We start from the raw sequence: 14,086 nt of genomic DNA, 5'->3' as shown, positions 1-14,086 counted from the left end.
TTTTCAAATTACCTAATTTTCAAATTAATTATGGCAAATTTAGATATGTGGGAAGTGTTTATTCAGACTAAACCGGGATTATCTCACAAACATGTTGGAATTGTACAGGCGCCAACAGCAGAAATGGCTTTGCAGAACGCAAGAGATGTTTATACAAGAAGAAAAGAAGGGACTTCTGTTTGGGTAGTTCCAAGCAAATATATCGTGACTTCGGAAGGAGTGGATAAAGAAGCCTTCTTCGATCCAGCTGATGATAAATTGTATCGTCATCCGACATTCTACGATATTCCAAACGATGTAAAAAATATGTAGATTAATAATTTGAAAATGAGTTAATGTGCTAATTTGAAAATGCCAATACTGTGTATTAATTTTCAAATTGCCTAATTCTCAAATTTTCAAATTGCATAATTTTCAAATTAAAAAATAATGAACCCATTATATAATTATTTATTAAAACTAGCAGACGACAGTTTCATTATGGGACAGCGTTTGTCTGCGTGGTGCGGTGAAGGTCCTTATTTGGAGGAAGATATTGCATTAACGAACATCGCGTTGGATGAACTTGGTCAGGCAAATAACTTTTATGTTTATGCTTCAAGGGTGATTGATAACGGTAAAAGTGAAGATGACTTGGCATTTTTAAGATACGAACACGAATATGTAAATGCGCACTGGACAGAACTTCCAAACGAAGATTATGCCCAGACGATTTTAAAAGTTTACGTTTTCGCAGTGTATCAGAAATTGATGTACGAAGCGTTATCAAATTCTACTAATGAAGAACTTTCTGCTATTGCTCAGAAATCTTTGAAAGAAGTGAGATATCATTATACTCACGCTGCCTCTTGGATGAAAATTTTCGCTCAGGGAACTGAAGAAAGTAAGTCTCGTCTTGAAAAGGCAATTGAAAATATTTGGGAATACACAAAAGGTTTATTCGCAAAAACAGAAGGAGAAGATGATTTGGTAGCTTTAAATATTGCTCCGAATACAGATGTGCTTTATGAGGAATTTGTTGCAATTACAAAAAAAGACTTTGCAGATTTCCAATTAGAACATCCTACAAATCCTTTCATGCAGCCAAAATCAAGAACGGGCTATCATACAGAATATTTTGGATATATTCTTTGTGAATTGCAGTATATGCAGAGAGCGTATCCGGGATGTACTTGGTAGGAAATGAAACGAATGTTGCTGGGAATCTTTGCTTTTTTTCTCTTGGCGTATGTTGCGCTTTGTGTGGGTGTGTTTTTCTATCAGGAAAAATTAATTTTTTATCCTGAGAAGTTAGCAGAAAATTATTCATTTAATTTTAAAAATAACTTTGAAGAAATCATCATTCATACAAAAGATCAAAAGAAATTAAACTCAGTTTTATTTAAATCTCAAGATCCGGAAGGGGTAATTTTTTACCTTCACGGAAACGGGGGTTCTATAAATGGTTGGGGTAAAGTAGCCGAATTTTACAACAGTATGAATTACGATGTTTTCATATTGGATTACAGGGGTTACGGAAAAAGTGAGGATAAAATCAGTAGCAAGGATCAATTATTTTCAGATGTTGAACTTGCTTATGATGAACTTGCGAAAAGATACCCAGAAAACAAAATTATAATTTTAGGATATTCGCTTGGGCCGGGTTTGGCTTCAAAATTAGCATCGCAGAAAAATGCAAAATTGTTGATTTTACAGGCGCCTTATTTCAGTATTGAAGATGAAATGAGTCAAAAATTTTCGTTTCTCCCGAAGTTTTTGCTAAAATATAATTTTGAAACCAATGAATATTTAAAAACCGTTAAGTCGCCTGTGATTATTTTTCATGGAGATAAAGATGAGGTTATTAATTATAAAGCTTCTTTAAAGATTAAAAATAATTTTAAAAAAGGAGACACGCTGATTATTTTAAAAGATCAGTCACATAACGGAATAACAGATAATTTGGATTATCAGAATTCAATGAAAAAAATCCTTGATTTTGATAACAATTAAAATATGAATCAGCTTTTAGATTTATTAAAAACCATTCCAGACCCGGAAATTCCAGTCATTGATATTGTGGAATTGGGTATCGTGAGAGAAGCAAATATTACAGGTGAAAAAACTTGTGAAGTTACAATTACGCCTACGTATTCTGCTTGTCCGGCGATGTTCACGATTGAAGAAGACATCATCAAAATGATGAGAGAAAACGGTTGGGAGGCAAAAGTAATTACCAAAATGTTTCCGATTTGGACAACAGATTGGCTGACAGATGAAGCGAGAGAAAAACTTCGTGCTTACGGAATCACACCTCCCGAAAAAGGAGCCGACGAACATCACATTGGGAAACCTAAAAAATGTCCTCGTTGCGGTTCCGAACATACCAAACAGATCAGCAGATTTGGGTCTACGCTATGTAAGGCTTCGTATCAGTGCTTAGACTGTTTAGAGCCTTTTGATTATTTTAAATGTCATTAATCAATTTGAAAATGAGTAAATTGGTACTGTGTTAAAAATTTTCAAACTATCTAATTTTCAAATTAAAAAATTATAACCTATGTACACACAACTTGATATTGAATCACATTTCGATGGAAAGCTAAAAATTGCTTATCTCAATCAGCCTGAAACAATGAATGCGTTGACAAAACCTTCATTGGCAGATTTGAAAGATTTTGTAAAAGAATGTAGTAATGACCCTACTGTAAGATGTGTGGCGATTTCTGGAAGAGGAAAGGCTTTTTGTTCCGGTCAGAACTTGGATGATGCGTTTGTTCAGGGAAATGAACATCACGACGATGATATTATCAGGAGAATTGTAACTGATTATTATAATCCTCTGGTAATGGAAATTACACGTTGCAAAAAGCCTGTTGTTGCTTTGGTGAATGGTCCTGCGGTAGGAGCCGGAGCAATGTTGGCACTGATCTGTGACTTCGTATTAGCTTCTGAAAAAGCATATTTTGCTCAGGCATTCTCCAATATCGGATTGATTCCTGATACCGGAGGTACCTATTTCTTACCAAAGTTATTGGGAAGACAATTGGCGAATTATTTGGCATTTACGGGCAAAAAGTTATCTGCGGAAGAGTCAAAATCTTATGGTTTGGTAGCGGAAGTTTTCTCTGAAGAAGAATTCACTTCTAAATCATTAGAAATTTTAGAAAAGACAGCAAATATGCCAACTGTTGGACTTAAATTAACTAAAAAAGCATTCGCTGCTTCTTACAATAATACCCTGAAAGAACAACTGGAATTAGAAGGGGATTTGCAACAGGAAGCTGCAGAAACAGAAGATTTCAGAGAAGGAGTAAGTGCCTTTTTAGAAAAAAGAAAACCTAATTATAAAGGAAGATAATTGATTTGAGAATGAGTTAATTTGAGAATTTGAAAATGAGGGATGATAAAGAAAATATTATTGTAAATAAGACTTTTGATTTTGCATTAAACATTATTGAATTTTCAGAAGATTTGTATGAAGCTAAAAAGTTTCCTTTGGCAAATCAAATTTTTAAATCAGGGACTTCGATTGGAGCAAATGTAAGAGAGGCTCAAAATGCAGAAAGCAAAGCAGATTTTATTCATAAATTAAAGATTGCTGCTAAAGAAGCTGATGAAACAGAATATTGGCTTTTGTTGTGTTTAAAATCTCCGTATTTGAAATCTCCAAACGAAAAATTAATTTCAGATTTAAAAGAAATTCTATTAATTCTGTCTAAAATTATTTCAAGTTCGAAGCTCAAATAATTTTTAAATTAACTCATTTTAAAATTTTCAAATTTAAAATATGAATGTAGGAATTATCGGTGCCGGAACAATGGGGATCGGCATTGCACAAGTAGCCGCAACGAACGGATGCAAGGTTTGGGTGTACGACGCCAATCCGAAACAAGTAGAAACGGCAACCGTAGGTTTGGAAAAAACATTAACCAAATTGGTTGATAAACAAAGGATTTCATCAGAAAAAATGGTTGAAATTTTAGCAAATATTTCCATTGCTACAGAATTGAAGGACTTCAAAGATTGTGAATTGATCATTGAAGCTATCATCGAAAACAAAGAAATTAAAACCAAAGTTTTCACAGAATTAGAGAAACACGTTTCAGAAAGCTGTGTGATTGGTTCAAATACATCATCCATTTCCATTACCTCTCTCGGTGCGGAATTACAGAAACCGGAGCGTTTCATCGGAATTCACTTCTTCAATCCGGCTCCTTTGATGCCTTTGGTTGAGGTGATTCCATCTTTATTAACAGAAAAATCTTTAGCGGAAAAAATCTACAATCTGATGAAAGATTGGGGCAAAACTCCGGTTATTGCGAAAGATATTCCCGGATTTATCGTTAACAGAATCGCTCGTCCTTACTATGGAGAAGGTTTGAGATTGGTTGAAGAAAATATCGCAACAGTAGAACAGGTAGATGAAGCCATGAAAACAATCGGAAACTTCAAAATGGGACCTTTTGAATTAATGGATTTGATCGGTGTTGATGTAAATTTCTCCGTAACAAAAACAGTTTATAACGAATACTTCTACGATCCGAAATACAAACCATCTCTTCTTCAACAAAGAATGTCTGAAGCAAAACTTCACGGTAGAAAAACAGGAAAAGGGTTCTACGATTATGCTGAAGGAGCAGAAAAGCCTGTTGCCGAAAAGGACGATGCTCTTTACCAACAAATATTTTTGAGAATTATTTCAATGTTGATCAATGAAGCAGTTGAAGCAAAAAGATTAGGAGTTGCCAACGATGAAGATTTAGAATTGGCAATGCAGAAAGGCGTAAATTATCCAAAAGGATTATTGGCTTGGGGAAAAGAAATCGGATATGCAAAAATCTCTGAAACCCTGCATAATCTTTATGAAGAATATCAGGAAGAAAGGTATAGACAAAGTCCGTTATTGAAAAAGCTTATTTAATTATGAAGCATAAAACTCTTAGAATAGATTTGTTATCTGATTGGCAGAAGCATTTTGCTTTTGGATTAGGAGAAGTTATACTGAGAGAAAAAGATGATGTTAATAATATCATTATTGAATTAATTTTAACAACTAATGCTTTTGATTTAGTAATGAATTTAAATAATGACTACCTAAATTATTCCCAAGAAAGCACAATCTATAAATATAATTATTCGAGAGAATACAAAATGACAGGTTGGGCTTCTGAAAAAGAAGAGCTAATTGTTGATGTCGAAGGATTTTATAATTACCTCACAGAAAATGTAAGTCAAGTTGATGAAAAATTATTCGGAAGGGAATATGATGAGGTAAAGAAAATATGTAAATCGGTGATACAAAATGAGAACAAACTTTTTTTAATTGCTGATGATTATTAAAAAAATTGAATAATAATTTTAATGAATATTGAGAGTTTCAGAGCTGAATTAGAAACAAGACTTCTAATTGAAAAAGAATACATCATTCAAGAGCTTTCTTTAATAGATGATTATCAGGAAAAACTGGAAGTGTTAGGGAAATTCAATGAAAAATATAAAGAGCTGATTAAAAGAATTGCGAATGAAGACGGAATCGATTTAAATGTTCCATACCAAACGGAAAATCCGTTACATTCTGAAAACCTTACGTATGAACAGATAATTCTTGGTAAAACCATGAGTATTTATGACAAATTGGTTGATGATTACATGAAGAAATAACGCAGATTTAAATACTCTTTTAGTAACAAATAAAGTATTAAAACTATGCTTGAAAGAATTTTCACAAAGAAAAACTTTTTGAGATCTCTCATGAACGCAATCATTTTTAGTGTTGCTTTTTTTCTTATTAGAATCCTATTTTATTATTTTAAATGGGATGATGAAAAAAGCATGAATATATACGGTCTTGTATTTTATTTCGTCTTTGTCTTTCTCGCTTTCTTCATTTTAGACGGCAGAGATTATACTTGGAAGGATGTTATAAAATTTAAAAAATTAAATAAAAATAAATGAACCCGAGACAGGTTGCAGAATATATGTTCGATCAGGATGAGTTTTCCCAATGGATGAATATTAAACTGATCGAAGTAAAAGAAAACTATTGTTTAATAGAAATGCCCATTAAGAAAGAAATGATCAATGGACTAAAGACGGTTCATGGAGGCGTTACGTTTGCTTTTGCAGATTCTGCATTGGCATTTTCGTCCAACAATTCCGGAGATGCTGCGGTTGCGCTAAACTGCATTATCAATTTTACCAAAGCCGGAAAAGAAGGAGATATTTTTAGAGCGGAAAGTATTTTGGTAAATGATACCAGAAAAACGGCTGTTTACGACATTAAAATCACCAATCAAAACGAAGAATTGATTGCAAAATTTGTTGGAACAGTTTACAAAATAGGAAAAAAAGTAATAGAATTATAATTTGAAAATTTGAAAATGATGCAATTTAAAAATTATTTTTAATGCTTTATTTCATTTTCAAATTCTCAAATTAACACATTTTCAATTAAATAAAATGAACAACGTATATATCATAGACTATGTAAGAACACCTATTTCAAAATTATCTGGTGGTCTTTCAGAAGTTCGTGCCGACGATTTGGCAGCAATTGTTATCAAAGAAGTCGTAGCAAGAAATCCAGAAGTTCCTGTTGAGGAAATCGAGGATGTTATTTTCGGGTGCGCCAATCAGGCAGGAGAAGATAACAGAAACGTAGCAAGAATGGGACTTTTATTAGCTGGACTTCCATATAAAATAGGGGGAGAAACCGTAAATAGACTTTGTGCTTCAGGAATGTCTGCTGTAGCCAATGCTTTCCGTTCGATTGCTGCTGGTGAAGGTGAAATTTACATCGCAGGTGGAGTAGAACATATGACGCGTTCACCTTACGTGATGTCAAAACCAAGCGCAGCTTTCGGTAGAGACAGTCAGATGTTTGATACCACTTTCGGTTGGAGATTTGTGAATCCTAAAATGAAAGAAATGTATGGAGTGGATACTATGGGAGACACTGCAGAAAATCTTGCTGAAATTCACAACATCAGCCGTGAAGATCAGGATAAATTTGCCCTTTGGTCTCAAAAGAAAGCTACCAAAGCTCAGGAAAGCGGAAGATTGGCAGAAGAAATCGTAAAAGTTGAAATTCCTCAAAGAAAAGGCGAACCGAAAATCTTCGATACAGATGAATTTATCAAACCGACTTCATCTATGGAAGGATTAGGAAAGCTTTGTCCGGCTTTCAGAAAAGAAGGAACAGTAACGGCAGGAAATGCATCCGGAATGAATGACGGAGCAGTTGCTTTAATTTTGGCAAGTGAAGAAGCTGTAAAAAAATATGGTTTAAAACCTAAAGCTAAAATTTTAGGATCTTCCGTTGCAGGTGTTGAACCAAGAATCATGGGAATCGGACCTGTGGAAGCAACTCAGAAATTATTAAAAAGACTGAATCTTTCATTAGACGATATGGATATCATCGAATTGAATGAAGCATTTGCTGCTCAGGCTTTAGCAGTAACAAGAACTTTAGGATTAAAAGATGACGATTCAAGAGTAAATCCAAACGGAGGAGCAATCGCAATCGGTCATCCACTTGGAGTTTCCGGAGCCAGAATCGTTGGTTCTGCCGCAATAGAACTCCAAAAACAAGATAAAAAATATGCATTGTGTACGCTTTGTATCGGTGTCGGACAAGGGTATGCAATGGTAATTGAAAGGGTTTAATTTGAAAATGTGCTAATTTGAGAATTTGAAAATGCCATTCAGAACACATTCTCATTTCTCAAATTAGCTCGTTAATTTAACGTTTAGCCTTTGCTGAGTGAAACGCCTTTGCGAACGAAAAGTATGCAAGAAAATTTTCAAAAAAAACTTTGCGGACTTTGCGTTAAAAATAATTTTCAAATTAACTCATTCTCAAATTTTCAAATTAAAATTATGAATATTTACTCATACCACGGAATTCGTCCAATAATAAAACCTTCCGCTTACGTCCATCCGCAAGCGGTGATTATCGGAAATGTTGAAATCGGCGAAGAAGTTTACATCGGTCCCAACGCGGTAATTCGTGGCGACTGGGGTAAAATTATTGTGAAAGACGGTGCAAATGTTCAGGAAAACTGTACGCTTCACGTTTTTCCGGGGATAGAAACCATTTTGGAAGAATCGGCACATATTGGTCATGGAGCAATTATTCACTCAGGTCATATCGGTAAAAATTGCTTGGTGGGAATGAACTCAGTGGTGATGGATAAAGCAGTTATCGGTGACGAATGTATCATCGGAGCTTTAGCTTTTGTTCCGGCCAATTTCAAATGTGAACCAAGAAAACTGATTGTTGGAAGCCCTGCAAAGATCATTCGTGATGTTTCTGATGAAATGATTAAATGGAAAACGGAAGGAACAAAATTGTATCAGGAATTGGCAAGAGAAGGGAAGAACGCGATTTTGCCTTGCGAACCTTTTACAGAATATGTTCAGCAGATTCCTACGAAAATTGTTGATTACAGCATTTGGGATGATGTGAAATAATTTTTATTAAAGAACCCAAACCTGACGGGTTTTTAAAACCCGTTAGGTTTCCCAATAAAAGCAAAATGATTAATACAGAAAGTTTTGAGTTTGACTCTGTTTATGATATTTTTTCTCATGTAAATGGAAAGGAATTGATTTTTCGTGAAGAGACCAACTATCAATTTTTTCTGAAGCAGTTAGATAAATATATTCTTCCGATTGCGGACATTTATTCATATTGTTTATTGCCAAATCATTTTCACTTATTATTAAGATTTAAAGATTTTGAAGGTGTAAATATTGATGAACAACACAAATATTTAATGAAGAGATTTGGAGATTTTTTGAATTCTTATGCAAAAGCATTCAATAAGATGTATGAAAGAAGGGGTGCCCTTTTTCTAAATGCTATAAAACGAAAGAAAGTAACGGATGAGAAATATTTAATGAAAGTCTTACATTATATTCACAATAATCCGGTTAATCATGGATTTGTAAATAAAATTGATGAATGGAAGCACTCTTCATACATTTCATATCTAAATCCTGAAAAAGAAAGTAAATTAGAAAGAATGGAAATCATGCAATATTTTGATTCTCTAAATGTTTTTAGAAATTATCATCAATCCAATATTGAATATGATTTTTTAAATTTTGAATAAACTGAATCAAACCTAACGGGTTTTTAAAACCCGTTAGGTTTCACAAAACAATAAAACATGTTAAATAAACTTCTCCTTATCGTCACAATCCTTTTTACATTTCAATCTGTGGCTTTTGCCCAGACTGAAAATGTAAAACCATTGACTATTGGAGAAATCAGAACCATAAAATCTAAAATTTTAAACGAAGAGAGAATGTTAAATATCTATCTTCCACAAAACTTCGACAAAACAAAATCTTACCCGATCATCTATTTGTTGGATGGAAGCATGAATGAAGATTTCATTCACGTTACAGGTTTAATACAATTCTTCAATCAAATGTATTCCATGCCGGAAACAATCGTGGTCGGAATTGCTAATGTCGACAGAAAAAGAGACTTTACTTTTCACACCGACTTAAAAGATTTACAGAAAGATTATCCAACAACGGGACATTCGGATAAATTCATCAGTTTTTTAGAGAAAGAATTAAAACCTTATATCGAAAGCCAATTCAAAACGACAGATAAATATTTGTTTGGGCAGTCTCTTGGCGGACTTTTAGCAACAGAAATTTTGTTGAAAAAACCTGAAATGTTCAATAATTATTTTATCATCAGTCCAAGTTTGTGGTGGGACGATGAAAGTCTTTTAAAACAGGCTCCTCAATTATTAAGTAAAATTCAGGATACGAAGAAATTTATTTATGTTTCTGTCGGGAAAGGCGAACATCCGGTGATGGTAAAAGATGCAGAAGATTTATATGATGTTCTGAAAAAATCCAATAAGAAAAACTGGACGGTAGAATATAAAATGATGGAAACGGATAACCATGCAACCATTCTTCACAGAAGTTTGTATGAAGGTCTGGTGAAATTGTTTCCGTATCAGGAGCCGAAATAATAATTAAAAACACACTTCATGAAATATTTATTTTTTGCCATTTTCTTTTCTGTTTTAATATATGGTCAGAATGTTGAGAAAAAGGAAATTAATGTTCAACTTAAAAATGAACTGGCTCAGATTGATCATGATGATCAGATTTATCGTGAATTGATGCAGCCTGATATTTCCCCCGAAAGAAAACAACAAATCATAAACGAAAAACAGCTGACGAAAGAACAGACAACAGTAGGTTTATGGAAACTGATGGAAAAGCAGGATGCAGAAAATTTAGCAAAAATTGAAAAAATCATAGCAAAATACGGTTATCCCGGAAAATCGTTAGTTGGAGAACCGGAAAATAAAACAACTTGGATTGTTATTCAGCATTCAGCAAAAATCAATCAATATTTACCCATAGTAAAAGAGGCGGCTGAAAAAAAAGAAATTCCTTTCAGACTCTATGCAATGATGGTTGACAGGCAGCTTATGCAGGATGAAAAAGAACAAATCTACGGAACTCAGGGAACTTCGTTTAATACAGTAAAAAATGGAGTTACGGAAACCATTTCATTAATATGGCCTATCAAGAATTTTAATAATGTTAACAAACTAAGAAAGGAAGCTGGATTTTCAGAAACGATAGAAAATTATGCTAAAAATCTCTTCGGAAATGATTTTGTGCTGAAAAATTATACTTTAGAAGAAGTCTTACAGCTTCAGAATAAAAAATAAAAAGTAAAAAACTATATGGAAAAGTTAAAAAATTACATCTACGGCGAATGGGTAGAAGGAAACGGAAACGGAATTCCTTTGTACAATGCTGTAAACGGTGAACAGGTTGCGATTTCCGATACAGAAGGTCTGAATTTTGAACAGGCTCTTGACTACGGAAGAACAGTTGGTTACAAAAACCTTTCATCTATGACGTTCTATGATCGTGGAGAAATGTTGAAAAAAGTAGCCCTTTACTTATTAGAAAGAAAGAAAAAATATTACGATTTATCATATAAAACTGGAGCAACTCACGTTGATTCCTGGGTAGATATTGAAGGCGGTTTCGGTACTTTCTTTACGTATTCAGGATTGGCAAAGAGAATGCTTCCGAACACACCGTTTTGGGTGGATGGAGATACTCAGAAAATTTCTGCGAACGGAACTTTCCTGGGAACTCACATTTTAACGCCAAGTGAAGGAGTTTCTGTACAAATCAACGCATATAATTTTCCTGTTTGGGGGATGTTGGAAAAGTTATCCACCTCATTATTGGCGGGTGTTCCGTCAATCGTGAAGCCTTCTCCGTTTGGTTCTTATTTAACGAATGCAGTGTTCCAGGATATGATCGAAAGTGGAATCCTTCCGGAAGGTGCTGTTCAGCTGGTGTGTGGTGAACCTGGAAATATCCTTGATTATGTTCAGGATGGAGATTCGGTGTTATTCACAGGTTCTGCAACGACAGGTAGAAAATTAAAATCTTTACCGTCAATTGCAGGAAATGCCGTTCGTTTCAATATGGAAGCAGATTCTTTGAACTGTTCAATTCTTGGATTGGATGCAAAACCGGGAACTCCGGAATTTGATTTGTTTATCAAAGAAGTTCGTAACGAAATGACGACGAAAGCGGGACAAAAATGTACGGCAATCCGAAGAATTATCGTTCCTGAAAATCTAATTGGAGATGTTCAGAATGCGTTGTCTAAAGCTTTAGATCAGACAAAAATCGGAAACCCATTAAGCAGAGAAACAAGAATGGGTTCTTTGGTTGGAAAGCAGCAGTATGATGAGGTATTGAGAAAGGTAAACTTATTAAAAGCTGAAACGGAATTAGTTTATGATGGAAAACATGAGCTTGTAGATGCCAACTATGAAAATGGAGCATTTATGAGTCCGAAACTGTTCTTAAACGACGCTCCGTTTACTAAAAATATCTCTCACGATGTTGAGGCTTTCGGTCCGGTTTCTACATTGATGCCTTACAAAGATGCGGAAGAAGCAGCGGCATTGGCAAAAAGAGGAAAAGGAAGTTTGGTAGGTTCTATTGTTTCTCACGATAACAATTTCGTGGCAGAAACTTCGTGGAAAATGGCTTCACAGCACGGAAGAATTTTTGTGTTAAACAGAGACAGTGCGAAAGAAAGTACAGGTCACGGTTCCCCGCTTCCGACATTGATGCACGGTGGTCCGGGTAGAGCAGGAGGAGGAGAGGAAATGGGGGGATTGAATGGTCTTCATTTTTTCCTTCAAAAAACAGCCATCCAAGGTTCGCCGGATATTTTAACGGCAATTACTAAAGTTTATCAGCAGGGCGCTGAGAAAAAATTCTCGGATAAACATCCTTTCCAGAAATATTTTGAAGAAGTTGAGGTAGGAGATTCTTTAGAAACAGCAGGAAGAACAGTAACAGATGCAGACATCGTGAATTTCTCCAATGTTTCATGGGATCATTTCTATGCACATACAGATGCAACGAGCTTAACGGGAACTATCTTCGATAAAACCGTTGCTCACGGATATTTCATCCTTTCTGCCGCGGCCGGATTGTTCGTTTCAGGTAAAAAAGGACCAGTTATCGCAAATTACGGATTAGAAAACTGTTCATTCTTCAAGCCTGTTTATGCAGGAGATACCATTACTGTTTATTTAACGGCAAAAGAGAAAATCAACAGAGGAGTGAAGGGTAGAAATATTCCTTCCGGAGTTGTGAAATGGTTAGTTGAAGTGGTGAACCAAAGAGATGAGATCGTTTGTGTGGCTACTATTTTAACGTTGGTGGCAAAACAGTCTCCTTTTATCGATTTAAATTTAAAAAATATTCAAAAAGCTTTAAGCGGCTTAACAGAATCGACTCAGCCAAGTTGGGGTAAAATGTCTCCACAACAGATGATTGAACATTTAGATCATACTGTTTTAGTAAGTTTAGGTGAGCCGGAAGCCGAAAAATGCTTTACTCCTGAAGAACAGTTGGAAAAGTGGCAGGATTCTCTTTACAATCACAGAAAGATGCCGAAAGATTTCCCGGCGCCGTTTCTGGAAGAAGATGAAAAACTGTTGGATTTAAGACACAAAAATCTTGAAGCTGCGAAACAGTCTTTCATGGATAATTTAAAGCGATTTGTTATTTATTATAAAGAAAATCCGGAAGCAGAACATATGAATTTTGTCTTTGGAAAATTAAATAAGGAAATGTGGGAACTGATTCATAAAAAGCATTTTACCCACCATTTTGAGCAGTTCGGATTGATTTAATTCAAAATAAATATAAGTTTATGGTCCCTTTTGGTTTTCACTGAAAGGGATTTTTTTATAATCTTTCGTTAAATAATTTAGAATGTTTGATTCAGATACTTTTATTCATTATTTTCAAGACTTAAAATCAATTCAAAAAATATTTAATAATGAACGAAAACTGGATGCAGAAGTATGAGGAAGTAAAAAATATATTGGTTTGTCCGACCGATTTGGAAACCTATTTTACTTCAGATGAAATTATGGGGCAGCAATTGGAAACCATGGAAATCGGAAATGTTTCTCTTCCTTCGGGAAAAGTGGTAGTGAGAGATCCGTTGGTTTATCTGAATGCCAATCAGTCGCCTTACTTTGTTCAGGCTCCGAAAGGTGATTTTCCTGTGACGATTGCAGTTGTGAAATCCGAAGATTGGGGTGATCGATATGCGGTTGTAAAAGTAGAATTCACCAAAGAGAAACCTGTTATTTACAGAGAAGCTTTAGTTGGGATTGAAGAACTGGAAGGTGTAACTGAAGACGATTTTTTTGGTTTTGGAGTAGATGCAGGTTTGGGCTGCATTACCGATGCGGAAGTGCTTCCTAAATTTGCAGATGAAGCAGATGTTGATAATCTTTATGATGATTATTTTGCGGATATTTTTGCGAAGAGTTATCAGGACAATCCAAAAAATCAAAGAGATGCAGGAGATTGGATCAATTGGAAAGTTCCGAATACGGAATATCATATTCCCATGTTTGCGAGTGGTTTCGGTGATGGAGAATATCCTGTCTATTTTGCATATGACGCTAATGAAAATATTTGCGGTTTATACATTCAGTTTATTGATATTGAATTGGCTTTAAGTGAAGAAGGTGACGAAGAAGATGTGGAATAATAT

General features: G+C 34.8%; 17 protein-coding genes. All 17 read left to right on the top strand.

Annotated elements, in window-relative coordinates:
• Nucleotides 1-30: 30 nt before the first annotated feature.
• On the top strand, nucleotides 31-312 hold the full coding sequence (gene paaB, locus BUA89_RS03980; protein WP_039364405.1) for a 1,2-phenylacetyl-CoA epoxidase subunit PaaB: 282 nt from the start codon (nucleotides 31-33) through the stop codon (nucleotides 310-312).
• 117 nt (nucleotides 313-429) lie between these two features.
• Nucleotides 430-1,179 (top strand): 1,2-phenylacetyl-CoA epoxidase subunit PaaC, encoded by a 750-nt coding sequence (gene paaC / locus BUA89_RS03975; RefSeq protein WP_072953353.1) that lies wholly within the window; start codon nucleotides 430-432, stop codon nucleotides 1,177-1,179.
• Nucleotides 1,180-1,182: 3 nt separating this feature from the next.
• Nucleotides 1,183-1,992: an alpha/beta hydrolase gene (locus BUA89_RS03970; protein ID WP_072953352.1), complete on the top strand. Its 810-nt coding sequence runs from the start codon at nucleotides 1,183-1,185 to the stop codon at nucleotides 1,990-1,992.
• Nucleotides 1,993-1,995: 3 nt separating this feature from the next.
• A complete protein-coding gene (paaD, locus tag BUA89_RS03965; protein WP_072953351.1) occupies nucleotides 1,996-2,460 on the top strand; it encodes a 1,2-phenylacetyl-CoA epoxidase subunit PaaD in 465 nt (154 codons plus the stop codon).
• Nucleotides 2,461-2,539: 79 nt separating this feature from the next.
• On the top strand, nucleotides 2,540-3,340 hold the full coding sequence (locus tag BUA89_RS03960; protein WP_072953350.1) for an enoyl-CoA hydratase-related protein: 801 nt from the start codon (nucleotides 2,540-2,542) through the stop codon (nucleotides 3,338-3,340).
• 35 nt (nucleotides 3,341-3,375) lie between these two features.
• Complete coding sequence (locus BUA89_RS03955; RefSeq protein WP_072953349.1) at nucleotides 3,376-3,729, top strand: four helix bundle protein; 354 nt, start codon at nucleotides 3,376-3,378, stop codon at nucleotides 3,727-3,729.
• 40 nt (nucleotides 3,730-3,769) lie between these two features.
• A complete protein-coding gene (locus BUA89_RS03950) occupies nucleotides 3,770-4,903 on the top strand; it encodes a 3-hydroxyacyl-CoA dehydrogenase NAD-binding domain-containing protein (protein WP_072953348.1) in 1,134 nt (377 codons plus the stop codon).
• Between the two features lie 2 nt (nucleotides 4,904-4,905).
• A complete protein-coding gene (locus BUA89_RS03945) occupies nucleotides 4,906-5,322 on the top strand; it encodes a hypothetical protein (protein WP_072953347.1) in 417 nt (138 codons plus the stop codon).
• A gap of 21 nt (nucleotides 5,323-5,343) precedes the next feature.
• Nucleotides 5,344-5,643 carry a hypothetical protein gene (locus BUA89_RS03940; RefSeq protein ID WP_072953346.1) on the top strand — a complete coding sequence of 100 codons (300 nt, stop codon included), beginning with the start codon at nucleotides 5,344-5,346 and terminating at the stop codon, nucleotides 5,641-5,643.
• A 290-nt stretch (nucleotides 5,644-5,933) separates the two neighbouring features.
• Nucleotides 5,934-6,347: a PaaI family thioesterase gene (locus BUA89_RS03930; protein ID WP_072953344.1), complete on the top strand. Its 414-nt coding sequence runs from the start codon at nucleotides 5,934-5,936 to the stop codon at nucleotides 6,345-6,347.
• A gap of 94 nt (nucleotides 6,348-6,441) precedes the next feature.
• A complete protein-coding gene (gene pcaF, locus BUA89_RS03925; protein WP_072953343.1) occupies nucleotides 6,442-7,647 on the top strand; it encodes a 3-oxoadipyl-CoA thiolase in 1,206 nt (401 codons plus the stop codon).
• Between the two features lie 213 nt (nucleotides 7,648-7,860).
• Entirely contained in the window at nucleotides 7,861-8,454 is a 594-nt protein-coding gene (locus BUA89_RS03920; protein WP_072954228.1) for an acyltransferase, read from the top strand.
• A 65-nt stretch (nucleotides 8,455-8,519) separates the two neighbouring features.
• Complete coding sequence (locus tag BUA89_RS03915; RefSeq protein ID WP_072953342.1) at nucleotides 8,520-9,098, top strand: transposase; 579 nt, start codon at nucleotides 8,520-8,522, stop codon at nucleotides 9,096-9,098.
• 57 nt (nucleotides 9,099-9,155) lie between these two features.
• Nucleotides 9,156-9,983, top strand: coding sequence for an alpha/beta hydrolase (locus tag BUA89_RS03910; RefSeq protein WP_072953341.1), 828 nt, complete (start codon nucleotides 9,156-9,158; stop codon nucleotides 9,981-9,983).
• Between the two features lie 18 nt (nucleotides 9,984-10,001).
• Nucleotides 10,002-10,697: a DUF6624 domain-containing protein gene (locus BUA89_RS03905; protein ID WP_072953340.1), complete on the top strand. Its 696-nt coding sequence runs from the start codon at nucleotides 10,002-10,004 to the stop codon at nucleotides 10,695-10,697.
• Nucleotides 10,698-10,712: 15 nt separating this feature from the next.
• Nucleotides 10,713-13,208 (top strand): phenylacetic acid degradation bifunctional protein PaaZ, encoded by a 2,496-nt coding sequence (gene paaZ / locus BUA89_RS03900; RefSeq protein ID WP_072953339.1) that lies wholly within the window; start codon nucleotides 10,713-10,715, stop codon nucleotides 13,206-13,208.
• 149 nt (nucleotides 13,209-13,357) lie between these two features.
• Complete coding sequence (locus tag BUA89_RS03895; RefSeq protein ID WP_072953338.1) at nucleotides 13,358-14,083, top strand: DUF4241 domain-containing protein; 726 nt, start codon at nucleotides 13,358-13,360, stop codon at nucleotides 14,081-14,083.
• Nucleotides 14,084-14,086 lie beyond the last annotated feature (3 nt).

Origin of the sequence: Chryseobacterium arachidis, assembly GCF_900129245.1 — a bacterium.
In the GTDB taxonomy this organism is placed as follows: domain Bacteria; phylum Bacteroidota; class Bacteroidia; order Flavobacteriales; family Weeksellaceae; genus Chryseobacterium; species Chryseobacterium arachidis.
The sequence above is the reverse complement of the archived record's forward strand: the minus strand, read 5'-3'. Positions and strand labels throughout refer to the sequence as shown.